Annotated in this window: 21 protein-coding genes; 17 read left to right on the top strand and 4 right to left on the bottom strand. The window is 59.1% G+C overall.

The window, feature by feature from the left end; all coding sequences use genetic code 11:
• The first annotated feature begins 213 nt into the window (after positions 1 to 213).
• From topA to acnA, 3 genes are all read left to right on the top strand, one after another.
• Positions 214 to 2,811 carry a type I DNA topoisomerase gene (gene topA, locus ABTW55_RS24895; RefSeq protein ID WP_033647571.1) on the top strand — a complete coding sequence of 866 codons (2,598 nt, stop codon included), beginning with the start codon at positions 214 to 216 and terminating at the stop codon, positions 2,809 to 2,811.
• A gap of 360 nt (positions 2,812 to 3,171) precedes the next feature.
• Positions 3,172 to 4,146: an HTH-type transcriptional regulator CysB gene (gene cysB, locus ABTW55_RS24890; RefSeq protein WP_033634747.1), complete on the top strand. Its 975-nt coding sequence runs from the start codon at positions 3,172 to 3,174 to the stop codon at positions 4,144 to 4,146.
• Between the two features lie 407 nt (positions 4,147 to 4,553).
• Positions 4,554 to 7,226 carry an aconitate hydratase AcnA gene (gene acnA, locus ABTW55_RS24885; RefSeq protein ID WP_033634746.1) on the top strand — a complete coding sequence of 891 codons (2,673 nt, stop codon included), beginning with the start codon at positions 4,554 to 4,556 and terminating at the stop codon, positions 7,224 to 7,226.
• Between the two features lie 56 nt (positions 7,227 to 7,282).
• Here acnA and ribA read toward each other — a convergent pair whose 3' ends face one another.
• Complete coding sequence (gene ribA / locus ABTW55_RS24880; protein WP_019452695.1) at positions 7,283 to 7,876, bottom strand: GTP cyclohydrolase II; 594 nt, start codon at positions 7,874 to 7,876, stop codon at positions 7,283 to 7,285.
• A gap of 279 nt (positions 7,877 to 8,155) precedes the next feature.
• On the opposite strand from ribA, the gene pgpB reads away from it, so the two are divergent.
• A complete protein-coding gene (gene pgpB / locus ABTW55_RS24875) occupies positions 8,156 to 8,917 on the top strand; it encodes a phosphatidylglycerophosphatase B (protein ID WP_049195440.1) in 762 nt (253 codons plus the stop codon).
• A 22-nt stretch (positions 8,918 to 8,939) separates the two neighbouring features.
• On the opposite strand, the gene ABTW55_RS24870 is transcribed toward pgpB, so the two are convergent.
• The gene (locus ABTW55_RS24870; RefSeq protein WP_033647568.1) at positions 8,940 to 9,734 is read right to left on the bottom strand and encodes a DeoR/GlpR family DNA-binding transcription regulator; all 795 of its coding nucleotides are present in this window, start codon (positions 9,732 to 9,734) and stop codon (positions 8,940 to 8,942) included.
• A 388-nt stretch (positions 9,735 to 10,122) separates the two neighbouring features.
• Between ABTW55_RS24870 and ABTW55_RS24865 the strand changes: the two genes are divergently transcribed.
• The 11 genes from ABTW55_RS24865 (at position 10,123) to lapB (ending at position 20,990) form a co-directional block, all read left to right on the top strand.
• On the top strand, positions 10,123 to 10,926 hold the full coding sequence (locus ABTW55_RS24865; protein ID WP_033634732.1) for a transketolase: 804 nt from the start codon (positions 10,123 to 10,125) through the stop codon (positions 10,924 to 10,926).
• Between the two features lie 2 nt (positions 10,927 to 10,928).
• Complete coding sequence (locus tag ABTW55_RS24860) at positions 10,929 to 11,834, top strand: transketolase family protein (RefSeq protein WP_060418851.1); 906 nt, start codon at positions 10,929 to 10,931, stop codon at positions 11,832 to 11,834.
• A 10-nt stretch (positions 11,835 to 11,844) separates the two neighbouring features.
• Positions 11,845 to 12,645: a GolD/DthD family dehydrogenase gene (locus tag ABTW55_RS24855; protein WP_043147552.1), complete on the top strand. Its 801-nt coding sequence runs from the start codon at positions 11,845 to 11,847 to the stop codon at positions 12,643 to 12,645.
• A gap of 63 nt (positions 12,646 to 12,708) precedes the next feature.
• Positions 12,709 to 13,641 (top strand): D-ribose ABC transporter substrate-binding protein, encoded by a 933-nt coding sequence (locus ABTW55_RS24850; protein ID WP_060421308.1) that lies wholly within the window; start codon positions 12,709 to 12,711, stop codon positions 13,639 to 13,641.
• 64 nt (positions 13,642 to 13,705) lie between these two features.
• Positions 13,706 to 14,323 (top strand): DUF2291 family protein, encoded by a 618-nt coding sequence (locus ABTW55_RS24845; RefSeq protein ID WP_043147550.1) that lies wholly within the window; start codon positions 13,706 to 13,708, stop codon positions 14,321 to 14,323.
• A 9-nt stretch (positions 14,324 to 14,332) separates the two neighbouring features.
• Positions 14,333 to 15,832 (top strand): sugar ABC transporter ATP-binding protein, encoded by a 1,500-nt coding sequence (locus ABTW55_RS24840; RefSeq protein WP_060421305.1) that lies wholly within the window; start codon positions 14,333 to 14,335, stop codon positions 15,830 to 15,832.
• Positions 15,833 to 15,842: 10 nt separating this feature from the next.
• On the top strand, positions 15,843 to 16,907 hold the full coding sequence (locus tag ABTW55_RS24835; RefSeq protein WP_041035336.1) for an ABC transporter permease: 1,065 nt from the start codon (positions 15,843 to 15,845) through the stop codon (positions 16,905 to 16,907).
• Positions 16,900 to 18,423, top strand: a complete 1,524-nt coding sequence (locus tag ABTW55_RS24830; RefSeq protein WP_060387841.1) for an FGGY family carbohydrate kinase — start codon at positions 16,900 to 16,902, stop codon at positions 18,421 to 18,423. Before ABTW55_RS24835 ends, ABTW55_RS24830 begins: the two co-directional genes overlap by 8 nt.
• A complete protein-coding gene (locus ABTW55_RS24825) occupies positions 18,420 to 19,217 on the top strand; it encodes an SDR family oxidoreductase (RefSeq protein ID WP_060421303.1) in 798 nt (265 codons plus the stop codon). The genes ABTW55_RS24830 and ABTW55_RS24825 overlap by 4 nt, the downstream gene beginning before the upstream one ends.
• 291 nt (positions 19,218 to 19,508) lie before the next feature.
• On the top strand, positions 19,509 to 19,811 hold the full coding sequence (locus ABTW55_RS24820; RefSeq protein WP_004930650.1) for a LapA family protein: 303 nt from the start codon (positions 19,509 to 19,511) through the stop codon (positions 19,809 to 19,811).
• Positions 19,812 to 19,817: 6 nt separating this feature from the next.
• Complete coding sequence (gene lapB, locus ABTW55_RS24815; protein WP_033634721.1) at positions 19,818 to 20,990, top strand: lipopolysaccharide assembly protein LapB; 1,173 nt, start codon at positions 19,818 to 19,820, stop codon at positions 20,988 to 20,990.
• A gap of 58 nt (positions 20,991 to 21,048) precedes the next feature.
• Here the strand turns inward: lapB and ABTW55_RS24810 are convergent, their stop codons facing one another.
• Both ABTW55_RS24810 and ABTW55_RS24805 read right to left on the bottom strand, forming a co-directional pair.
• A complete protein-coding gene (locus tag ABTW55_RS24810; protein WP_049232972.1) occupies positions 21,049 to 21,348 on the bottom strand; it encodes an Arc family DNA-binding protein in 300 nt (99 codons plus the stop codon).
• Between the two features lie 172 nt (positions 21,349 to 21,520).
• Positions 21,521 to 21,781, bottom strand: coding sequence for a YdgH/BhsA/McbA-like domain containing protein (locus ABTW55_RS24805; protein ID WP_033634720.1), 261 nt, complete (start codon positions 21,779 to 21,781; stop codon positions 21,521 to 21,523).
• Between the two features lie 329 nt (positions 21,782 to 22,110).
• Here ABTW55_RS24805 and pyrF point away from each other — a divergent pair, with 329 nt between their 5' ends.
• The gene (gene pyrF, locus ABTW55_RS24800) at positions 22,111 to 22,839 is read left to right on the top strand and encodes an orotidine-5'-phosphate decarboxylase (RefSeq protein WP_060422315.1); all 729 of its coding nucleotides are present in this window, start codon (positions 22,111 to 22,113) and stop codon (positions 22,837 to 22,839) included.
• Between the two features lie 10 nt (positions 22,840 to 22,849).
• Positions 22,850 to 23,176: a stress response translation initiation inhibitor YciH gene (gene yciH / locus ABTW55_RS24795; RefSeq protein WP_033647552.1), complete on the top strand. Its 327-nt coding sequence runs from the start codon at positions 22,850 to 22,852 to the stop codon at positions 23,174 to 23,176.
• The last annotated feature ends 29 nt before the right edge of the window (positions 23,177 to 23,205 follow it).

Below are 23,205 nucleotides of genomic sequence, written 5' to 3'. Positions count from 1 at the left end.
AATAAAACTCACACAGCCATACTTCTGGGGCATGGGTGAATAGCAGGCAGGATCAACAACTTGCGTTCAGGTTGAGCGGTTGGGCAACCAAAAGAAAAAAATCTGTTGATCTCTTGCCAGACTGCCGCAATATAAAAAAAGAGACACGAATTGCCGCGGCACGGCGAGATAAAAGACTTCTTTTTAGAAGAAATAAATTAGGTAAAGGTAAATATGGGTAAAGCTCTCGTAATAGTTGAGTCCCCGGCAAAAGCCAAAACTATTAATAAATATTTAGGAAGTGACTACGTGGTGAAGTCCAGCGTCGGTCATATCCGTGATTTGCCGACCAGTGGCTCAGCCAGCAAAAAGAGCGCTGACTCAACCGAAGACAAAGCCAAGAAAAAAGTTAAAAAAGATGAGAAGGCGGCGCTGGTAAATCGCATGGGCGTCGACCCTTATCACGGCTGGAAAGCGCATTATGAAATCCTGCCGGGTAAAGAAAAAGTGGTCGCCGAGTTAAAATCGCTGGCGGAAAACGCCGACCACATTTATCTCGCAACCGACCTTGACCGCGAAGGGGAAGCCATCGCCTGGCACCTGCGGGAAGTGATCGGTGGGGATGACAAACGCTTTAGCCGCGTGGTGTTTAACGAAATCACCAAAAACGCGATCCAGCAGGCGTTCAAACAGCCGGGCGAGCTGAACATTGACCGCGTCAACGCGCAGCAGGCGCGCCGGTTCATGGACCGCGTGGTGGGCTATATGGTCTCGCCGCTGCTGTGGAAGAAAATCGCCCGCGGCCTGTCCGCCGGCCGCGTGCAGTCGGTGGCGGTGCGCCTGGTGGTTGAGCGCGAGCGCGACATCAAGGCCTTCGTGCCGGAAGAGTACTGGGAGCTGCATGCCGATCTGCTGGCGAAGGGTGAAACCGCGCTGCAGATGGAAGTGACCCACGCGCACGACAAACCGTTCAAACCGGTCAACCGCGAGCAGACTCACGCCGCGGTCAAGCTGCTAGAAAAAGCCCGCTACACGGTGCTGGATCGCGAAGACAAACCGACCAGCAGCAAACCGGGCGCGCCTTTCATTACCTCCACGCTGCAGCAGGCCGCCAGTACCCGCCTGAGCTTCGGCGTGAAAAAAACCATGATGATGGCGCAACGGCTGTATGAAGCCGGCCACATCACCTATATGCGTACCGATTCCACCAACCTGAGCCAGGATGCGCTCAACATGGTGCGTGGCTACATCGGCGACAACTTCGGCGACAAATACCTGCCGAAGGCGCCGAATCAGTACAGCAGCAAAGAGAATTCGCAGGAAGCGCACGAAGCGATCCGTCCTTCGGACGTGAACGTGCTCGCCGAGCAGTTGAAAGACATGGAAGCGGACGCGCAGAAGCTGTATCAGCTGATCTGGCGCCAGTTCGTTGCCTGCCAGATGACGCCGGCGCAATACGATTCCACCACGCTGACGGTGAAAGCCGGCGATTATCAGCTGCGCGCCAAGGGCCGTACGCTGCGCTTTGACGGCTGGACCAAGGTGATGCCGGCGTTGCGCAAGGGAGATGAAGATCGCACCCTGCCATACGTCGAAATCGGCAGCGAACTGGATCTGCAGAAACTGATCCCAAGCCAGCACTTCACCAAGCCGCCGGCGCGCTACAGCGAAGCCTCGCTGGTGAAAGAGCTGGAAAAACGCGGCATCGGCCGCCCGTCCACCTACGCCTCCATCATCTCGACCATTCAGGATCGCGGTTATGTGCGGGTGGAAAGCCGCCGCTTCTATGCCGAGAAAATGGGTGAGATCGTCACCGATCGCCTGGAAGAAAACTTCCGCGAGCTGATGAACTATGACTTCACCGCACGCATGGAAGATGGTCTCGATGAGGTCGCCAACAACCAGGCCGAGTGGAAAGCGGTGCTGGACGAGTTCTTCGTCGACTTCAGCGAACAGCTGGAAACGGCGGAGAAGGATCCGGAAGAAGGCGGCATGCGGCCTAACCAGATGGTGATGACCAGCATCGACTGCCCGACCTGCGGCCGCAAGATGGGCATCCGTACTGCCAGCACCGGCGTGTTCCTCGGCTGTTCCGGCTACGCGCTGCCGCCGAAGGAGCGCTGCAAAACCACCATCAACCTGGTGCCGGAAGCGGAAGTGCTCAACATCCTCGAAGGCGACGAGGCGGAAACCAACGCGCTGCGCGCCCGCCGCCGCTGCAAGAAATGCGGTACGGCGATGGACAGCTATCTGATCGACAACCAGCGCAAGCTGCACGTCTGCGGTAACAACCCGGCGTGCGACGGTTACGAGATCGAAGAGGGCGAGTTCCGTCTGAAAGGCTACGACGGCCCGGTGGTGGAGTGCGACAAGTGCGGCTCGGAAATGCACCTGAAAATGGGGCGTTTCGGCAAGTACATGGGCTGCACCAACGAGAACTGCAAAAACACCCGCAAGATCCTGCGTAACGGCGACGTCGCGCCGCCGAAGGAAGATCCGGTGCCGTTGCCGGAGCTGCCGTGCGAGAAGTCCGACGCCTATTTCGTGCTGCGTGACGGCGCTGCCGGCGTGTTCCTGGCGGCCAACACCTTCCCTAAATCGCGCGAGACCCGCGCGCCGCTGGTGGAAGAGCTGGCTCGCTTCAAGGATCGCCTGCCGGAGAAGCTGCGCTATCTGGCCGATGCGCCGGTGGCGGACGCCGAAGGCAATAAAACGCTGGTGCGTTTCAGCCGCAAAACCAAACAGCAGTACGTCTCTTCTGAAAAAGACGGCAAGGCGACCGGTTGGTCCGCGTTCTACGTGGACGGCAAGTGGGTCGAAGGCAAGAAGTAAGGCCAATGTCCCGCCCGCAAGATGAAAAACCAGCCCTGGCGGCTGGTTTTTTATTGGTGAAAAGGGGGAAACGGATCTATCCTTTGCTGTTTTTACCCCTCCGTCACCGCCGTTTCACGTTGATACCAATGCAAAATAATCGTTATCATAGTGTGACGCGGATCTATACTTGAAGCTGCAACGTGGTATAGTGGTTATATAAAAAGTTTTTTTATTATTAAAGCTTATTAACAACGGCGTTTTCTTCACCATCAGGGTAAAACACGGTGTTTATGGCTTGTGAGTTTCAGCATACCGGGGCGACACCGATATACCTGGCTGCGGGTAAGCCGCAGTGTTTAACCTAGGATGGTATAAGATATGAAATTGCAGCAGCTTCGTTACATTGTGGAAGTGGTTAACCACAACCTGAATGTCTCCTCGACGGCAGAAGGGCTCTATACCTCGCAACCCGGCATCAGTAAGCAGGTGCGCATGCTCGAAGATGAGCTGGGCATCCAGATCTTCGCCCGCAGCGGCAAACACCTGACCCAGGTCACCCCGGCCGGCCAGGAAATCATTCGCATCGCGCGTGAAGTGCTGTCCAAGGTGGATGCCATCAAAGCTGTTGCCGGTGAACATACTTACCCGGACAAAGGCTCGCTGTACGTCGCCACCACGCATACCCAGGCTCGCTACGCCTTGCCCAACGTCATCAAGGGCTTTATCGAGCGTTACCCGCGCGTCTCGCTGCACATGCACCAGGGCTCGCCGACGCAGATCGCCGAAGCGGTCTCCAAAGGCACCGCCGATTTCGCCATCGCCACCGAAGCGCTGCACCTGTACGACGATCTCATCATGCTGCCGTGCTACCACTGGAACCGCGCGGTGGTGGTGAAGCCCGATCATCCTTTGGCGGGCAAAAGCAGCATCAGCATTGAAGAGCTGGCGGCTTACCCGATCGTCACTTACACCTTCGGCTTTACCGGGCGTTCGGAGCTGGATACCGCTTTCAACCGCGCCGGCCTGACGCCGCGCATCGTCTTTACCGCCACCGACGCCGACGTGATCAAAACCTATGTGCGTCTGGGATTGGGGGTGGGGGTGATCGCCAGCATGGCGGTGGATCCGGTGCAGGATCCGGATCTGGTGACGGTGGATGCAAGTGATATCTTCACCTACAGCACCACTAAAATCGGCTTCCGCCGCAGCACCTTCCTGCGCAGCTACATGTACGACTTCATTCAGCGCTTCGCGCCGCACCTGACGCGCGACGTGGTCGACAGCGCGGTGGCGCTGCGTTCCAACGAAGAGATCGAGGCGATGTTCAAGGACATCAAGCTGCCGATTAAGTAATCGTTGACGATATCAAATCAAACCCGGAGAGGCGCCTGCCAAACCGGGTTTTTTTAGCCCGGAAATCCGCACCTTGCTTGTTGATCATCCTGAAAAGTCGCCGTCCTCCAGGAACACTCTCTATCAGGCATCTGACTTTCATATTCTTCGGGATGCGCTGCTAAGGCGTAGCTAACCCCCGCTAAAACCGCGAGGTCTTCCTCGCCAAAGTGCCGCCTCGTTGCAGCGTTTTCGTTGGCGCGCAGCCTAACCCCTTGGCGGCGTTCGGACTTCCTTTGCGCTGATTGTTCCCACCTATCGTTGTGATCAAATCGTGTTGTTATCAAAACGTTAACTTATCTTTGTGGTATCTTTAAACAAGACCTCAGTGATTACCCTGTTTTATCACAATAAGAAATGGAGGAGCTATGTCGTCCGATCTTCGTGAAACAAGTATGGATAAGCTGGTTGCGCTGAATAGCGAATATTACTATTACAGTCTGCCGCTGGCGGCGAAGCAGCTGGGTGATATCGACCGGTTGCCGAAATCAATGAAAGTGCTATTGGAGAACCTGCTGCGCCATGTGGATGGCGATACCGTGCAGGTTGACGACCTCAAGGCCATCGTCGCCTGGCTGCAAACCGGCCATGCCGACCGTGAGATAGCCTACCGTCCGGCGCGCGTGCTGATGCAGGATTTTACCGGCGTTCCGGCGGTGGTGGATCTGGCCGCGATGCGCGAAGCGGTGCGGCGGTTGGGGGGCAACGTCGATCAGGTGAACCCGCTGTCGCCGGTGGATCTGGTGATTGACCACTCGGTCACCGTCGATGAATTTGGCGATGACAACGCCTTTGAAGACAACGTGCGTATCGAAATGCAGCGCAACCACGAGCGCTACACCTTCCTGCGCTGGGGGCAGAAAGCCTTCAACCGCTTCCGCGTAGTGCCGCCGGGCACCGGCATCTGTCACCAGGTCAACCTTGAATACCTTGGCCAAACGGTCTGGCACAGCGACGAAAGCGGCCGCCGCGTGGCTTATCCCGATACGCTGGTGGGCACCGACTCCCACACCACCATGATCAACGGCCTCGGCATCCTCGGCTGGGGCGTCGGCGGCATCGAAGCGGAAGCGGCGATGCTGGGCCAGCCGGTGTCGATGCTGATCCCCGACGTGGTCGGCTTCAAGCTGACCGGCAAGCTCCGCGAGGGCATTACCGCCACTGACCTGGTGCTGACCGTCACCCAAATGCTGCGCAAGCATGGCGTTGTCGGCAAGTTCGTCGAGTTTTACGGCGATGGCCTGGCCGATCTGCCGCTGGCGGACCGGGCAACCATCGCCAACATGTCGCCGGAATTTGGCGCCACCTGCGGCTTCTTCCCGGTGGATGACGTTACGCTCGGCTACATGAAGCTCAGCGGCCGCAGCGCAGAACAAATCGCGCTGGTGGAAGCTTACGCCAAGGCGCAGGGCATGTGGCGCAACCCCGGTGATGAACCGGTCTTCACCAGCTCACTGGCGCTGGACATGTCGACGGTGGAAGCCAGCCTCGCCGGGCCGAAACGCCCGCAGGATCGCGTTGCGCTGCCAAATGTGCCGCAGGCGTTCAAGGCCGCCACCGAGCTGGATATCGGCGGTCAAAAGGCCAAAGCCGACAGCAAAACCTTTACGCTGGACGGGCAGCAGCACGAACTGCGCGACGGCGCGGTGGTGATCGCGGCGATCACCTCCTGCACCAACACCTCCAACCCGAGCGTGATGATGGCGGCCGGCCTGCTGGCGAAAAATGCTGTCAAGAAAGGGCTGCGCAGCAAGCCCTGGGTAAAAACCTCGCTGGCGCCGGGATCCAAAGTGGTGACCGACTACTTCGACAGCGCCAAACTCACCGCCTATCTGGAAGAGCTGGGGTTTAATCTGGTGGGCTATGGCTGTACCACCTGCATCGGTAACTCCGGCCCGCTGCCGGATCCGATCGAGCAGGCGATAAAAGAGGGCGATCTGACCGTGGGCGCGGTGCTGTCGGGCAACCGCAACTTCGAAGGGCGCATCCACCCGCTGGTGAAAACCAACTGGCTGGCCTCGCCGCCGCTGGTGGTGGCTTATGCGCTGGCGGGCAGCATGAAGATTGACCTGACCAAAGAGCCGCTGGGCGAGGGCAACGACGGTCAACCGGTCTATTTGAAGGACATCTGGCCGAGCAGCCAGGACATCGCTCAGGCGGTGGAAGAAGTGCGCACCGAGATGTTCCACAAGGAATATGGCGAAGTGTTCGACGGCGACGCTAACTGGCAGGCGATCCAGGTGACCGGCTCGGCGACCTATCAGTGGCAGGAGGATTCTACTTATATCCGCCATCCGCCGTTCTTCAGCACCATGAAGGTGACGCCGGATCCGGTGCAGGACATCAAAGACGCGCGCATTCTGGCGATTCTGGCCGACTCGGTGACCACTGACCACATCTCGCCGGCGGGCAACATCAAGCGCGACAGCCCGGCGGGGCGTTACCTGAGCGAGCACGGCGTGGCGCCGCAGGATTTCAACTCTTACGGCTCGCGCCGCGGCAACCACGAAGTGATGATGCGCGGCACCTTCGCCAATATCCGCATTCGCAACGAAATGGTGCCGGGCGTGGAAGGGGGCTATACCCGCCATATCCCGTCGCAGCAGCAGCTGTCTATCTACGACGCCGCCATGCAGTATCAGCAGGAAAAGGTGCCGCTGGCGGTGATCGCCGGTAAAGAGTACGGCTCTGGCTCCAGCCGCGACTGGGCGGCGAAAGGGCCGCGCCTGTTGGGCGTGCGGGTGGTGATCGCCGAATCCTTCGAGCGCATTCACCGCTCCAACCTGATCGGCATGGGGATTTTGCCGCTGGAGTTCCCGCAAGGGGTGACGCGCAAAACCCTGGGGCTGACCGGGGATGAGCAGATCAGCGTCGGCGGCCTGCAGCAGCTGCAGCCGGGCCAGACGGTGCCGGTGCACATCACCTATGCTGACGGGCGCAAGGAAGTGATCGACACCCGTTGCCGCATCGATACCGGCAATGAGCTGACCTACTACGAAAACGACGGCATCCTGCATTATGTGATCAGGAAAATGCTGTAATTAAGCAATAAAAAGGGCGCCGCAAGGCGCCCTGATTGTTTCCGCCGCGGCGGCGATCACTTCTGGTCGAGCAAATGGCCCATTTTGGCGGCCTTGGTCGCCAGATAGTGTTCGTTCTTCGGGTTACGGCCGACGATCAGCGGTACGCGCTCGCTGATGTTGATGCCGGCTTCGGTCAGGATCTCGACCTTTTTCGGGTTGTTGGTCAGCAAACGCACCGCGTCGACGCCCAGCAGTTTGAACATGTCGGCGCACAGGGTGAAGTCGCGCTCGTCGGCGGCGAAGCCGAGCTGGTGGTTGGCTTCCACGGTGTCTGCGCCCTTATCCTGCAGGGCATAGGCGCGGATCTTGTTCAACAGGCCGATATTGCGGCCCTCCTGGCGATGATAAAGCAGAATGCCGCGGCCTTCTTCGGCGATTTGCTCCAGCGCGGCTTCCAGCTGAAAACCGCAGTCGCAGCGCAGGCTGAACAGGGCATCGCCGGTAAGACATTCGGAATGCACGCGCGCGAGCACCGGCGCTTCGCCGGAAATATCACCGAATACCAGCGCCAGATGGTCATGCCCGGTCGCCAGTTCTTCGAATCCTACCATCAGGAAATCGCCCCAAGGTGTCGGCAGTTTAGCCTCTGCCACCCGTTTAAGCTGCATGTCACTCTCCACAAAAACCTACGATTCAATCATTGTCGCGCATCCTAAGTCCGGTTCGGTAAATTGACCAAGACTAAAACGTGCTGCGCCGATCTCTATTTCGTTAATTATCGGCTATTTTGCCACAACTTCTTGCCGGGCGGTGCTCAGCAAACCAGCAGATGGCGTTTTCCGGCTACCTATTATTGCGATAGGTTGCCTATCTGTTTAATTTTTCGCGTGTTATCAAGATTACACTCTTGTTACACTGCAGTCTGATTCACGCAGAGGAAAACGGGAATGTATGAGATAGCAAAACGCACGGCGGGCGGCGCGCTGCTGCTGCTGTTGATGCCGCTGGCGGTCTGGGTATCCGGCTGGCACTGGCAGCCCGGCGGCAATGATCGGGTGCTGAAAGCGCTGTACTGGGTGACCGAAACCGTGACCTCGCCGTGGGGCATTTTGACCAGCGCTATCCTTTGCGGTTGGTTTTTGTGGTGTCTGCGCTTTCGGCTCAAGGCGGCCATCGGTCTGGCGATCCTGCTTTCCGCCGCGTTGGTGATTGGGCAGGGGATCAAGTCGCTGATCAAGGATCGGGTGCAAGAACCGCGGCCGTTTGTGGTATGGCTGGAGCAAAACCACGGCGTGGACGGCAAATACTTCTATTCGCTGCATCGCAAAGAGCGCAGCGCGCTGGTGCGCGAGCAATTGCAGGATCAGACCCTGGTGCCGAACTGGCTGCGCAAGCACTGGCAGTTTGAAACCGGCTTCGCTTTCCCGTCGGGGCATACGATGTTCGCCGCCACCTGGGCGCTGTTGGGCGTAGGGCTGCTGTGGCCGCGCCGCCATTATAAAACCGTCGCGCTGCTGATGGTGTGGGCAACGGGGGTGATGGGCAGCCGTTTGCTGCTGGGCATGCACTGGCCACGCGATCTGGCGATGGCCACGCTGATCAGTTGGCTGTTGGTGGTGGTCACCTGCTGGCTGGCGCAGCGCTGGTTTGGCCCGCTGACGCCGCCGCCGCAAGAGCAGCAGGAAATCGCGGCGCGCAAACCGGAATAAGCATTCTTCTCGCAGGCGCCCGTCAGGCGCCTGCCACCAACACCTTTACTCCCACCTTCTCAAAGGCCTGTATGGCGGTATTGCTGATACCGTCGTCGGTGATCAAATAGTCGATATGCTGCCAGTCACAGGGCAATGCGAACATCGACACCTTATCGATTTTGCTGGAGTCGGCAACCACATACACCGTGTTGGCTGCGTTGATCATCGCCGTTTTCAGTTTGATGTCGGTCTCGCTTGGGAAACTGAGGCCGTGGCGGGGTGAGATGCAGGCCGTTGCGAGGAACAGTTTCTGGGCCAGAACGTTCTCGAAGAAGCCGGCGGCTTTGTCCCCGGAAGTGGAAAGCGTCGGAAATTTGAACGAGCCGCCGGTCAGCAAAATGTTCACGCCCGGTTCGCCGCCCAGCTGCAGCGCGATATTGACGCCGGTGGTGATAACGGACAGTTTCTTGATGTGGCTCAGGTGATTGGCGATAGCCGTGGTGGTGGTGCCCGAATCAAGAATGATGGTGTCGCCCGGTTCGATAAAACCGGCGGCGAGCTTGCCGATGCGATCCTTGGCGGTCAGGTTGACCTGGCGTTCCAACAGCATGGCATGGGTGTTTTGCTTGCCATCGACCAGGGTTGCGCCGCCGTGGAAACGCTGCACATAACCTTGTTGCTGCAGGACCCGCAGGTCGGTGCGAATGGTCGCTTCGGTCAGCTTGAAGGTATCGGTCAGCATTTTGACCGTCGCCGAGCCGTCTTCGCGGATCATGTCGAGGATCTTTTCGCGCCGTTGCTGCATTTCCGCCAGCTGTTCGCTTTTGCTTTTCAATCGAAAGACTCCTGCACCTGTCAGTTCCCGCCGGGCGGTTTGCCACGGCAACTCCTTATTGATGCGCTGAATTTTAGCTCGCGATTATTGATAAAGCTATGGATAAACCCGGTCAACCCATATTGATTTTTATTCGAAAGTCTATGGTATCAGCGAAAGTCACCGGGTAAAACGAATTTTAAGTTATTTGAATGTTTGCATTTAATTGTTATTTATTGCTTTTTGTGAATTGTGATTCCGCCTGTTGCGTGCTTTTGCTTGAAATTTGATCTTGCCCACATTAATTATCGTTTTTGCTGCATATGATTTCCATTCGAAAATCAATGGCGGGTTAGCGGATCGTTTCAGAGGCGATAACGATAATCAACGTGCTCAAACAGAGGTGACGATGGACTTCCAGGCGATTAAAAACACGGCGCGCCAGGCGCGCCGATATGTGGTGACCATGAACCATAAGGCAGGCAAGGGCCATACCGGCGCCGATCTGTCGGAAATCGACATCATCTGCACCTTGTATATGGCGGTGATGGATCGCGGCAATGCCCGGCCCGATCAGGATCGGTTCATTTTGTCTAAAGGGCACGGCGCCGGCGGTTTTTACTGCAGCTGCGCGGCGATGGGCCTGCTCGATCCGGCGGTGCTCGATCAGTTCATGGGCGACGACACCTTGCTGGCCGGGCATCCGGTGCGGCAGAAGCTGCCGGAGCTGGTGGAGATCAACTCCGGCGGTTTGGGGCATGGCCTGCCTATCGCCGTGGGGCTGGCGCTGGGCAACAAACTGGCCGGGCGCGCACATCGCCGCGCTTTCGTGCTGCTGGGCGACGGCGAGCTGGCGGAGGGATCCAACTGGGAGGCGGCGATGGCGGCCAGCAAATTCAAGCTGGATAACCTGATTGCCATCGTCGATCGCAACCGGCTGCAGCTGGCGGGCAAGACAGAGGCCATCATGCCGCTGGAGCCGCTGGCGGAAAAATGGCGCGCTTTCGGTTTCGAAACCCTGGAGTGCGACGGGCACGATCCGGCGGCGCTGGTGGCGGCGATCCAACGCCCGAGCCAGGACAAGCCGCGGGTGATTTTGGCCAATACCGAAAAGGGGCACGGCGTGTCGTTTATGGCTAACGTTGCCGCCTGGCATCACGCGGTACCGGACGAACAACAGCTGGCGCAGGCGCTGGCGGAACTGGAGGGGTGAACATGCAGGACTTACGCGATGCCGTGGTGACGGCGTTGATCGAAGAGCAGCTGGCGGGGGCAGATCTGAGCGTGATGGTGGCGGACTCCACGTCCACGTCGAAAATCGCGCCCTTTGAGCAGGCTTATCCGGAGCGTGTGGTGAACGTCGGCATCGCCGAACAAAATATGGTGGGCATGGCCGCCGGCATGGCGCTCAGCGGCCGCACGGTCTTTACCGCCAACGCCGCGCCTTTCCTGTTCGCCCGTTCTAACGAGCAGATGAAAAACGATGTTTGCTACACGGAAACCAACGTGAAAATGCTCGGCCTGAATGCCGGATTCGGCTATGGGCCGCTGGGGGCGACGCACCATTGCATGAACGATATCGCCATCGCCCGCACGCTGGGTAATCTCAGCGTCTATGCGCCGGCGGATGCGCGACAAGCGGCAGAGATTGTCCGTTATGTCATCGCGCAACCCGGCCCGGCCTATATCCGTATGGACAGCGACAAGCTGCCGGTGCTGAACGCGAGCTATCACTTCCGCCCCGGAGAGCCGGAGGTGCTGCATCAAGGATCTGACAGCCTGGTGTTTTGCCTGGGGACGGTGGCGCACGAGGCGATGAAGGTGCTGGAATTGGGCGATAACCCGACCATCGTCTCGCTGCCTTCGCTCTGGCCACTCAATGAGGCGGCGGTAGTGGCGTTGATACGTTCGCACCGCCGGGTGCTGACCATGGAGGAGCACGCCCTCAGCGGTGGCCTGGGCACCATCATCGGTGAGCTGTTGCTGCGGCATCAGCTGCCGCGGCCGTTTACCGCGCTGGGCGTGCCGGCTTATGAATTTACCCACAGCAGCAGCCGGGCGGCGCTGCGGCGGCAATACGCCATCGACGCCGCAGGGTTGCATGCTCAGTTAACGCCATAGGGGGAATGCGATGGAGCAGAACGAATACGACGTTAATTTACGCTACGGTGTCGATAGCCGGATGTCGCTGGCAGGGAAGGTAGCGGTGATCACCGGCGGTCTGGGCGGCATCGCGATGGCCGCCAATCGCCTGCTGCTGGAAAAGGGCGCGCGCCTGGTATTGATGTATCCGGCCTTTGAACAGGACAAGGCCGCGGCGGCGCTGCGGGAGTTGGGTGAAGAACAGGTGTTCTGCCAGGTGTGCGACGTGACCGAACCCGGCTCGGTGGCTGCCGCCTTCAACGCGGCTCAGCGGCGCTTTGGCCGGCTCGATATCCTGGTCAACTGCGCCGGCTACGTCAATCTGCAACCGGCGACGGAAGTGACGCTCGAGGAGTGGCAGCGCCATCTGGCGGTCAACCTCACCGGGCCCTTCTTGTGTTCGCAGGAACTGGCGCGCCGTGCGATAGCCGCCGGCCACGGCGGGAAAATCATCAACATCGCGTCGCAGGCGGCCTCCATCGCCATTGACGATCACTGCGCTTACACCTCCGCCAAGGCGGGGTTGCTGGGCATGACCAAGGTGATGGCCAAAGAGTGGGCGCCGCACGGCATCACCGTCAACACGTTATCGCCCACCGTGGTGCTGACGCCTATGGGAGAGAAAGCCTGGCGCGGCGAGAAGGGCGAGGCAATGAAAAAACTGATACCGCTGGGGCGTTTTGCTTATACCGACGAAATTGCGGCGGCGATCCTGTTTTTTGCCAGCAACGGCAGCGACATGATCACCGGCGCGGACCTGATGATCGACGGCGGTTTTACCATTTGGTAAGCGGCAACCGCAGCGATCGCCAACACCAGACGATGTTCAACACAACGATAAGAGAACACCATCATGAGAAAAATAGCCACTTACCTTACCCTGCTCACCGGTTTTGCCTGCACCTCTGCCATGGCGGCGGAAAAAGGCACGATCGCCATTCTCGTCAACTCGCTGGACAACCCTTATTACGCCGCGGAAGCCAAGGGAGCCGAGAGCAAGGCCAAGTCGCTCGGCTACCAGACGCTGGTGCTGTCGCACGGTGAAGACGTTAAGCGCCAGGGGGAGCTGATCAGCCTGGTTATCGGCCGCAAGGTTCAGGGCATCATTTTGGATAACGCCGATTCCCAGGCCAGCGTCGCCGCTGTGCAGCAGGCGAAAAACGCCGGTATTCCGGTGGTGCTGATCAACCGCGAGATCCCGGTCGATGGCGTGGCGTTGGCGCAGATCACCCATAACAACTTCCAGGCCGGCTCGGACGTCGCCAACCAGTTTGTCGAAAAAATGGGGGAAACCGGCAAATACGCCGAGCTGACCTGCAACCTGGCGGACAATAACTGCGTCACGCGCTCGCAGTCGTTCCACAACGTGATCGACCAATACCCTGAGATGGTCAGCGTGGCGCGTCAGGATGCCAAGGGCAATCTGCTGGAGGGAAAACGCATCATGGACAGCATTCTGCAGGCGCATCCGGACATCAAAGGCGTGATCTGCGGCAACGGCCCGGTGGCGCTGGGCGCAGTGGCGGCGCTGAAGGCCGCCGGCCGGCAGGATGTCACCGTGGTGGGCATCGACGGCAGCAACGATGAACGCGACGCCATTCTCAACGGCAGCCTCTACGCCAGCGTGATGTTGCAGGCGCAGGCGATCGCCGCGCAGGGCGTTGAAATCCTCGACGGCTATTTCCAATCCGGCAGCTATACCGGCAAGGAGCGCGTGATGTTCCGCGGCATCCTGATCGGCAAAGACAATGCGCAACGGGTCAGTGACTTCAACTTCAAACCGTAATCCGCGCTGAGCGGCGTCTTTCACCACCCCGTCCCGGCGGCGGGGTGAGATCGGAGGTGTTGTTATGTCGATGCGCATTGCGCTGGCCGTCACCGTCGTCCTGGCGTTGAGCGGTTGCCGTATCGTTTCGGAGAAAAAGCTGGCGGAGCTTCGCTCCCCGGTGAATCCGCATGTGGCGCAGGCGGCGGAAATTTACCGCAGCCAAATCGCTCCGCAAGCGGTCAAAACGGCGCAGCCGCTGGGCGAGCTGCTCGCCCGGATCGCCCAGGCCAAGGATTTTGACAGCGCCTGCGATCTGCTGGGGTACCGCGCTCAACCGGAGTTCCCTTGTTATTTCAACGTTAAGGTCAGCGGTGAAGTCGTGGCGGTCAACACCCGTTCGCGCAGCGGAAAATTAACGCTCAAGCTGACCGATGCACCGCTCAGCAGCGTGGAGGTGCAGATCGGGCCGGTTTATCGCGGTACGGCATTGCGCGACAGCTATCGCGGGCTGAGCTACGGCGATTTCAATGACCAAGCGCTGTTCGGCGATTTTGCCAGGGCGATTAATCAGGCTTCGATCGACGAACTGGCCGGATCCCCGCCCAAGGTGGGTGACCACATTACCGTGTACGGCGTATTCAGCAGCTGGCAGGCGCCTGCCGAGCCGCTGTTGATCACGCCGGTACGCATTCAACCTTAAGGGGGCGTGATGAGCGATCCGGTCATTATTCAAACGCGCAACGTTTCGCGTCTCTATCCTGGCGTCACGGCATTGGATAGCGTGAGTTATCAAGTGTTTCGCAATCAGGTCAACGTGCTGATCGGCGAAAACGGCGCCGGCAAGTCGACCATGATGAAGCTGCTGGCGGGGGTGGAAACCCCGACCTCCGGTACCATCGAGCTGGAGGGTAAAGCGGTGACGCTAACTTCCACGCAGCAGGCGGAGCGGCTCGGGATCAGCATTATTTTCCAGGAGCTGAACCTGTTCCCCAACCTGTCGGTGATGGACAACATTTTTATGGCCAACGAGTTCTTCCAGCGTGGCCGCATCAATGTGGACTATCAATATCAGCTGGCCAAATCCTTGCTGCAGCGGCTGGAGTTGGACATCGACCCGCATACGCCGTTGGGCAGTCTCGGCATCGGACATCAGCAGCTGGTGGAAATTGCTCGCGCCTTGGCGAAGGACACCCGGGTGCTGATCATGGATGAGCCGACGTCGGCGCTGAGCCAGGCTGAAGTGCGCACGCTGTTTCGGGTGATCGCCGATCTGAAAAAACGCGGCGTCACCATCATCTACATTTCTCACCGTCTGGAAGAGCTGATGGAGATTGGCGATCGCATCACGGTGTTTCGCGATGGGCGTTTTGTTGCCGCCGAGCCGGTCTGCAACGTCAGCATCCCGTGGATTATCGAAAAGATGGTCGGGGAAAAGAGCAAGCACTTTGATTATTGCGCGGCAGAGCAAGGGGATGAAGTGCTGAAGGTTGAGCAGTTGACGCTGCCGCGTGAAAACGGCGGCTATTGCCTTAACGACGTCAGTTTTTCACTGCGCAAAGGGGAAGTGATCGGCATTTATGGCCTGTTGGGCGCCGGCCGCACCGAACTGTTCAAGGTGATCAACGGCGTGATGCGCCAGACGGCAGGCCGCATTCTGCTCAACGGCAAAAGCGTGGAGCGGTTGGGGTTTCGTCAGCGCATGGCGTTGGGCATGGCGCTGGTGCCGGAAGACAGGCAGGCGGAGGGCTTGGTGCAGATGATGTCGATCAAGGCCAACATGACGCTGGCCAGCCTGGGGCGCAACGCGCTGCGGCCGTTGGCGTCGGCCGGGGAGTGCGCGCTGGTCGACGGCATGATCGAAAAACTGGCGATCAAGGTGAGTGACCGGGAGCTGCCAATCACCAGCCTGAGCGGCGGCAATCAGCAGAAAGTGGTGTTGGGCAAGGCGCTGCTGACCGGGCCGCAGGTAGTGTTTCTCGATGAGCCGACGCGCGGAATCGACGTCGGCGCCAAAACGGACGTTTATCACCTGATTGGCGCAATGGCACGCCAGGGGTTGGCGGTGATGTTCTCTTCGTCGGAGCTGGATGAGGTGGTCTCACTGGCCGACCGGGTGATGGTGATGGCGGACGGGAAACTGACGGCCGATCTGCCGCGCGAACGGGCCGATCGCGAAACGCTGATCCGCGCCTCAACCCCACACGCATAAGGATAAGGCAATGCAAACCAAGTATCGGTTGTATATGTATTTGCTGCAGGCGCGCACCTTCATCGCCCTGTTGCTGGTGGTGCTGTTCTTCAGCGGCATGGTGCCGAATTTTCTGACCGTCTCCAATCTGCTGATCATGACGCAGCACGTGGCGATTACCGGGCTGCTGGCGGTTGGCATGACGCTGGTGATCCTCACCGGCGGCATCGACTTGTCGGTCGGCGCGGTGGCGGGCCTGTGCGGGATGATCGCCGGTGCGCTGTTGACCGTCGGCATCCCGCTGTGGGATGGCAACCGGCTGTTTCTCAACGTCTTTGAAGTGATCGGCGCGGTGGCGCTGTTGGGCGTGTTGTTGGGTTTGATCAACGGCACGCTGATCACGCGGCTCGGCGTTGCGCCGTTCATCTGCACCCTGGGCGCAATGTACGTGGCGCGCGGAGCGGCGTTGTTGACGGCGGACGGCAAAACCTATCCCAATCTGGTGGGCATGGAAGCGCTGGGCAACACCGGTTTCGCGGCCCTGGGATCCGGCACCTTTCTCGGGATTTACAACCCGATTTGGCTGATGTTGGCCATCGTGTTGTTGGGGATCTATCTCACCAAGAAAACGCCGCTGGGCCGTTATATCTATGCGATTGGCGGCAATGAGCCGGCGGCGCGGCTGTCGGGAGTGCCGATCGTCAAAGTGAAAATGTTCGTCTATGCCTTCTCCGGGCTGTGTGCGGCGCTGGTGGGGCTGGTCATCGCTTCTCAGTTGCAAACCGCGCACCCGATGACCGGCAATATGTTCGAGATGGACGCCATCGGCGCGACGGTGCTGGGCGGTACGGCGCTCAGCGGTGGCCGCGGCAGGGTATTCGGTTCGATCATCGGCGCCTTTGTGATCGTTTTTCTGGCGGACGGTCTGGTGATGATGGGCGTCAGCGAGTTCTGGCAAATGGTGATTAAAGGGCTGGTGATCGTTACCGCCGTGGTGATTGACCAGTTCCAGCAGCGTTTGCAGAGCAAGGTCATTTTGATGCAGCGGCAGGATAAAAAAGCGGTGCAACCGCTGGCTGAGGTGAGCCATGGCTAAAGCGGATTGCATTGTCGCGTTGGACGAAGGCACCAGCAACGCCAAGGCCGTGGTGGTGGATGCGCAGGGGGCGATCGTCGCCAGAGCCAGCAGGCCGTTGACGCTGCAGACGCCGCAGCCCGGTTGGGTGGAACAGCGGGGCGAGGCCTTACTGGCAGCCTCTCTGGCGGTGCTGCGGGAAGCGATTGCGTTGGCCGGCGCATCCCGTATTGCCGGTATCGCCATCAGCAACCAGCGTGAAACCGCCATCGGTTGGCGGCGTTCCGACGGCCAGCCGATCGGGCCGGCCCTAACCTGGCAATGCGCGCGCGCCGCCGATTTCTGTGAACGGCTGCGGCACGATCGGCAGGCCGAAGTGGTGCGTCGCGCCACCGGCCTGCCGCTTTCACCGCTGTTCTCGGCGGCGAAAATGCGCTGGTTGCTCGATCGCTGCGAAGGGGGGCAACGGATGGCGGAGAACGGAGAAATCTGCCTTGGCACCATCGATGCCTGGCTGCTGTGGCAGTTGAGCGGAGGACAGGCATTCGGCTGCGATACCTCCAATGCCGCTCGCACCCAGCTGCTGAACCTTGCCTCCGGCGATTGGGACGAGCGGATGCTGGCGCTGTTCAACATTCCCCGCCAGGCGCTGCCGACGATCTCCCCCTCCAGCCATGTGTTCGGCGCGACGTTGGGATTGGAAGGCATTGCCGACGGCATTCCGATTGGCGCGATGGTCGGTGATTCGCATGCGGCGCTGTACGGCCATGCGCTCGGCCAGGCGGGGCAGGTTAAGGCCACCTATGGCACCGGTTCATCGGTGATGGCGCCGATCGCCGAAGCGCAATGCGACACGAGCGCTCTGGCAACGACCGTCGCCTGGCACGATGGCGAGCGTATGCAGTATGCGCTGGAGGGCAATATTCCCCACACCGGCGACGCCATTGCCTGGATGCTGGATATCACCGCCATGTCGGCGGGGGGCGAGACGCCGTTAAGTGAACTGCCTGTTTGCGTGGCCGACAGCGGTGGCGTCTATTTTGTGCCGGCACTGACCGGGGTCGGCGCACCCTGGTGGGATGAGCAGGCGCGCGGCGTGATCTGCGGCCTCAGCCGCGGCACGCGGCGGGAACATTTGGTGCGGGCCGCATTTGAGTCGGTGGCTTATCAAATCGCCGATGTGATCGGCGTATTGCGGCAACAGCCGGGTTTTGCATTGCAGGGGTTAATGGCCGATGGCGGCCCCAGCCGCAATGACTGGCTGATGCAGTTTCAGGCCGATCTGCTGGGTTGCCCGGTGTGGCGCAGCAACACGGCGGAACTCTCGGCGCTGGGGGCGGCGCTGATGGCGATGCGCAGCCTGTGGGGGACTACCGATCGGCAACTGGCGGCATTGTTGCCCCAACATGATGAATTTAAACCCGATATGCAGCGCCACCGGCAGCTGCAGGAAAACTACAGCGCCTGGCGGCAGGCGGTGCAACGCACCTTGTGGCGGCCGCAGGCGAGCTCATTGATGACAGGAGAACAACCATGAATCGTGATTTCACGGGGAAAACCGTGGTGATTACCGGCGCATGCCGCGGCATTGGGGCCGGCATCGCCGAGCGCTTCGCCCGTTTGGGTGCCAATCTGGTGATTGCATCGAATGCGGAACGCATTCTGACCACGGCGGAAACGCTGCGCCAGCGTTATGGTGTGGAGATTCTGCCGGTGATCCTCGACGTCACCGATGAGGCGCAGGTGGTTGATTTTTATCGTCAGGCTTGGGAGCGATTCGGCGCGATCGACGTTTCCATTCAAAACGCCGGGGTGATCACTATCGATCGTTTTGACCAGATGCCCAAAAGCGATTTTGAGAAAGTGTTGGCGGTAAATACCACTGCGGTGTGGCTCTGCTGCCGGGAAGCGGCTAAATATATGGTCGGCCAGCGCCAGGGGCGGCTGATCAACACCTCTTCCGGTCAGGGGCGTAACGGATTCATTTACACACCGCATTACGCCGCCAGCAAAATGGGCGTGATCGGCATTACGCAAAGTTTAGCGCTCGAGCTGGCACCGCATGGCATTACCGTCAATGCATTCTGCCCCGGCATCATTGAAAGCGAGATGTGGGAATATAACGACCGCGTTTGGGGCGAAATTCTCAGCGGGCCGGAAAAAACCTACGGCAAAGGGGAGTTGATGGCCGAGTGGGTGGCGGGCATTCCGCTCAAGCGCGCCGGTCAGCCCGAGGACGTGGCGGGTCTCGTGGCCTTTCTTGCCTCGGACGATGCCGACTACATCACCGGCCAAACCATCAATGTGGACGGCGGGTTAATCATGTCATGACGTGACTGTGTCACAAAAACGCGGCGTCGGAACGGCGCCGCATTAACCGCTTACATTTTCCCGCCATTGCAATCCGCGCCGTCGCCCCCATATCCTTATAAATTCGACGTTTTGAGAAGCTTTCTCATCAATTTGTTCGCTAAGGCCGTTTACTGCCGAATATGCCAGCAGATATGTGGTTTTATCGTGCCGCAGGGTTTCCCTGCCGCAGTGGGAAATGCTAACTTAAGGGTTAGGGACGCCACGTTTTGGCATCGTTCATCCGATTCACTCGGCATCGCGGGAAAGAATGTGAAATATTTGCTGATTTTTTTGTTGGTTCTGGTGATCTTCGTGATTTCCGTCACCTTGGGTGCGCATAACGATCAGGTGGTCAATTTCAACTATCTGGTTGCGCAGGGTGACTATCGCGTATCGACCCTGTTGGCCACGCTGTTTGGCGCCGGTTTTGTTCTCGGCTGGATCATTTGCGGCCTGTTTTACCTGCGCACGCGCATTGCGTTGGGCCGCGCCGAGCGCAAGATCAAAAGGCTGGAGCTGCAGCTTGAGCAGCCCGCTGAACCGGCGGCTCAGCCCGTTGTCAGCAAGGAATAATCCTCTATGTTAGAACTGCTGTTTCTGTTGCTGCCCGTGGCTGCCGCGTACGGTTGGTACATGGGGCGCAGAAGCGCTCAGCAGGATAAACAGCAAGAAGCCAACCGCCTGTCGCGTGAATACGTGGCAGGGGTGAACTTTCTGCTTTCCAACCAGCAGGACAAGGCGGTCGATCTGTTCCTCGACATGTTGAAAGAGGACAGCAACACCGTTGAAGCCCACCTGACGCTGGGTAACCTGTTCCGTTCGCGCGGCGAAGTCGACCGCGCCATCCGTATCCACCAGGCCTTGATGGAAAGCGCCTCCTTGACCTTTGAACAGCGCCTGCTGGCGGTACAGCAGCTGGGCCGCGACTATATGGCGGCCGGGCTGTACGATCGCGCGGAAGACATGTTCAGCCAGTTGACTGACGAAGCGGATTTTCGCGTATCGGCGCTGCAGCAACTGCTGGTGATCCATCAGGCCACCAGCGATTGGCAAAAAGCGATCGACGTGGCGGAAAAGCTGGTCAAGCTGGGTAAAGAGAAACAGCGCGTCGAGATCGCGCACTTCTATTGCGAACTGGCGCTGCAGGCGATGGGCAGCGACGATCTCGATCGGGCGATGAGCCTGCTCAAACGTGCGGACGCAGCCGATAAACAGTGTGCGCGCGTATCCATCATGTTCGGGCGCATCTATATGGCGCAAAACGACTACGCCAAAGCGGCAGAGTCGCTGCAACGCGTGCTGAGCCAGGATAAAGAGTTGGTCAGCGAAACGCTGCCGATGCTGCAGGAATGCTACACGCATCTGCCGGAACAACAGCACAGCTGGGTTGAATTCCTGAAACGCTGCGTGGAAGAGAACACCGGCGCCACCGCCGATCTGATGCTGGCCGAGATCATCGAACAGCACGAAGGGCGCGACGTGGTGCAGGTCTATATCAACCGCCAGCTGCAGCGCCATCCGACCATGCGCGTGTTTTACCGGCTGATGGATTATCACCTGGCGGACGCCGAAGACGGCCGGGCGAAAGAGAGCCTGCTGCTGTTGCGCGATATGGTCGGCGAGCAAATTCGCACCAAGCCGCGTTACCGCTGCCACAAATGCGGCTTCACCGCGCACTCGCTCTATTGGCATTGCCCGTCGTGCCGAGCCTGGTCATCGGTCAAACCGATCCGCGGTCTGGACGGGCAATAACGCGGCGGCGGGGCAAAACAAAACGGGGCGATTATCGCCCCGTTTTTTCGTTTGCCGCTTACTTTTTCTTGCCGCCTTTGGCGCCGGTTTTCAACAGCTGGCGCAGTTTCTTCAGTTCTTTCTGGCTCAGCGGCTGTTCAACCTCTTCTTCGGTGCTTTGATTGTCGATCTCGCCGTGGTGCAGTTCATCCGCCTTTTTGGCCGGTTTTTCTGACTTGGTGGCGGGCGCACTGAAGCTGCTTTCCAGGCGCTGGCACACTTCCACGCTCAACGAAAATTCGTTTTCAGCGGCGGCGGCGCGGATTTTTTCCTTCAGTTCCAGAGGAATTTTGATGGTAAGTGTCGATATCTCGCTCATTTTGAAAGCCTTTCTGCAGGAAGATGCCTTCAAGCTAAGCCACTGGCGATCGGGTGTCTAGTGTGTAATAAAAATTTAATATTTATGTAACAAAGAAGGGTGAGGCAAACGCGGGTTTTTTAGGCGAGAAACAGAGGCAGGGCCCGAGCGTGCGGGCCCTGTACCGGAAACATTATTTATAGATGATCGCGGTGCCGCTCAGCATGTTGTTACCGCCGGCGGAGATGATGCGGTAGCTGCCGGCGCCTTGGGCATCGGCTTTAGCGGCCAGTTTTTTCTCCAGGCTGCTGAGGGTGGTCGCATGGCCCGCGGAAACGATGCCGGTGGCGGTCAGGCTGTCAGCCTGTTGGCTGTTGACCGGCTCAGCGGCGAAAGTAGCGAAAGAGGTCAGTGCGATAGCGGTAGCGGCTGCAAAATATTTGATGGTTTTCATAGGTGACTCCAGTCTGTTTATTTAGGAAGGAAGCCATTCGCTTCCGATGTGGTGAATAATAAAGCATCTGGGCCGTTTGAAAATCTGATAATGCTGAGCAAGTTGTTCAAAATGTTTGATTGAGAATTTACGCATCTTTACGACGTTTTACGCTGCGTGGTTTATCGCTGACGCGCTTTAGTTGACGCGCCATGACAAAGGTGAGAGGTAACATGACAGAGCGGCGGTACGCGCTGCGGCTGGGATTTCTGGCCCCCGGCATGTAGAATGCGGCGGTCAGTTTCGCGGGTGAGTACCTGATTATGTCCATTTTACAGAAGGTAGAAGAAATGAAGTCTGAAAATAACACTAATAACAATGACTTAAAATCATCTCCAATCGTTGTGGCGTTAGATTACGCCGATAAGAACGCTGCGCTGGCGTTCGCCGACCGTATCGATCCGCAAGACTGCCGGCTGAAAGTGGGCAAAGAAATGTTCACGCTGTTTGGGCCGCAGCTGGTGCGCGATCTGCACGGGCGCGGTTTCGACGTGTTTCTCGACCTGAAATTCCACGATATTCCCAATACCACCGCGCATGCGGTTGCGGCGGCGGCCGAGCTGGGCGTTTGGATGGTCAACGTCCATGCCAGCGGCGGCGCGCGCATGATGACCGCCGCTAAAGAAGCGCTGCTGCCTTACGGAGCGGATGCGCCGCTGCTGATCGCCGTGACGGTGCTCACCAGCATGGAAGCGGAAGACCTGCGCGGCATTGGCATCGAGGCCAGCCCGGCGGAACACGCCGAGCGCCTGGCGCGCCTGGCCCGCGACTGCGGGCTGGACGGCGTGGTCTGTTCGGCACACGAAGCGCAGCGCCTGAAGGCCGCCTGCGGGCAGGCTTTCCAGCTGGTTACGCCGGGGATCCGCCCTGAAGGCAGCGCGGCGGGCGATCAGCGCCGTATCATGACCCCGGTGCAGGCCCAGACCGCCGGCGTGGAATACATGGTGATTGGGCGTCCGATCACCCAATCTGCGGATCCGGCCGCGACGCTGCGCGCGATCCGCGCCTCTTTGGCCTGAGGAGGCAATGATGAATGACGATAACAGCCGCCTGGTGTATTCCACGGACACCGGCCGCATCAAGCAGGAAGACGTTAAACCGCAACGCGCCAAGGGCGACGGCATCGTGCGCATCCAGCGTCAGACCAGCGGCCGCAAGGGGAAGGGGGTATGCCTGATCGCCGGCGTCGATCTGGATGATGCCGCGCTCGACAAACTGGCGGCCGAGCTGAAAAAGAAATGCGGTTGCGGCGGTTCGGTGAAAGACGGGATTATCGAGATCCAGGGCGATAAACGCGATCTGCTCAAACAGCTGCTGGAAGCCAAAGGCATGAAGGTCAAACTGGCGGGCGGTTGAGATGAATCGCCATGCCGCGGTGCAATACT

It is taken from the genome of Serratia sp. SM04, from assembly GCF_040280225.1.
Lineage (GTDB): Bacteria > Pseudomonadota > Gammaproteobacteria > Enterobacterales > Enterobacteriaceae > Serratia > Serratia sarumanii.
Note: the sequence above shows the minus strand (reverse complement) of the source record. Positions and strands in the feature narration are given on the sequence as shown.

Coding starts and splice junctions, on each gene's coding strand:
- ABTW55_RS24835 (WP_041035336.1), top strand. CDS start 15,843: ATGCAAACCAAGTATCGGTTGTATATGTATTTGCTGCAGGCGCGCACC.
- pgpB (WP_049195440.1), top strand. CDS start 8,156: ATGTATGAGATAGCAAAACGCACGGCGGGCGGCGCGCTGCTGCTGCTG.
- ABTW55_RS24825 (WP_060421303.1), top strand. CDS start 18,420: ATGAATCGTGATTTCACGGGGAAAACCGTGGTGATTACCGGCGCATGC.
- ABTW55_RS24830 (WP_060387841.1), top strand. CDS start 16,900: ATGGCTAAAGCGGATTGCATTGTCGCGTTGGACGAAGGCACCAGCAAC.
- ABTW55_RS24805 (WP_033634720.1), bottom strand. CDS start 21,781: ATGAAAACCATCAAATATTTTGCAGCCGCTACCGCTATCGCACTGACC.
- cysB (WP_033634747.1), top strand. CDS start 3,172: ATGAAATTGCAGCAGCTTCGTTACATTGTGGAAGTGGTTAACCACAAC.
- topA (WP_033647571.1), top strand. CDS start 214: ATGGGTAAAGCTCTCGTAATAGTTGAGTCCCCGGCAAAAGCCAAAACT.
- ABTW55_RS24860 (WP_060418851.1), top strand. CDS start 10,929: ATGCAGGACTTACGCGATGCCGTGGTGACGGCGTTGATCGAAGAGCAG.
- ribA (WP_019452695.1), bottom strand. CDS start 7,876: ATGCAGCTTAAACGGGTGGCAGAGGCTAAACTGCCGACACCTTGGGGC.
- acnA (WP_033634746.1), top strand. CDS start 4,554: ATGTCGTCCGATCTTCGTGAAACAAGTATGGATAAGCTGGTTGCGCTG.
- ABTW55_RS24845 (WP_043147550.1), top strand. CDS start 13,706: ATGTCGATGCGCATTGCGCTGGCCGTCACCGTCGTCCTGGCGTTGAGC.
- ABTW55_RS24850 (WP_060421308.1), top strand. CDS start 12,709: ATGAGAAAAATAGCCACTTACCTTACCCTGCTCACCGGTTTTGCCTGC.
- ABTW55_RS24865 (WP_033634732.1), top strand. CDS start 10,123: ATGGACTTCCAGGCGATTAAAAACACGGCGCGCCAGGCGCGCCGATAT.
- ABTW55_RS24840 (WP_060421305.1), top strand. CDS start 14,333: ATGAGCGATCCGGTCATTATTCAAACGCGCAACGTTTCGCGTCTCTAT.
- ABTW55_RS24810 (WP_049232972.1), bottom strand. CDS start 21,348: ATGAGCGAGATATCGACACTTACCATCAAAATTCCTCTGGAACTGAAG.
- ABTW55_RS24855 (WP_043147552.1), top strand. CDS start 11,845: ATGGAGCAGAACGAATACGACGTTAATTTACGCTACGGTGTCGATAGC.
- yciH (WP_033647552.1), top strand. CDS start 22,850: ATGAATGACGATAACAGCCGCCTGGTGTATTCCACGGACACCGGCCGC.
- pyrF (WP_060422315.1), top strand. CDS start 22,111: ATGAAGTCTGAAAATAACACTAATAACAATGACTTAAAATCATCTCCA.
- lapB (WP_033634721.1), top strand. CDS start 19,818: ATGTTAGAACTGCTGTTTCTGTTGCTGCCCGTGGCTGCCGCGTACGGT.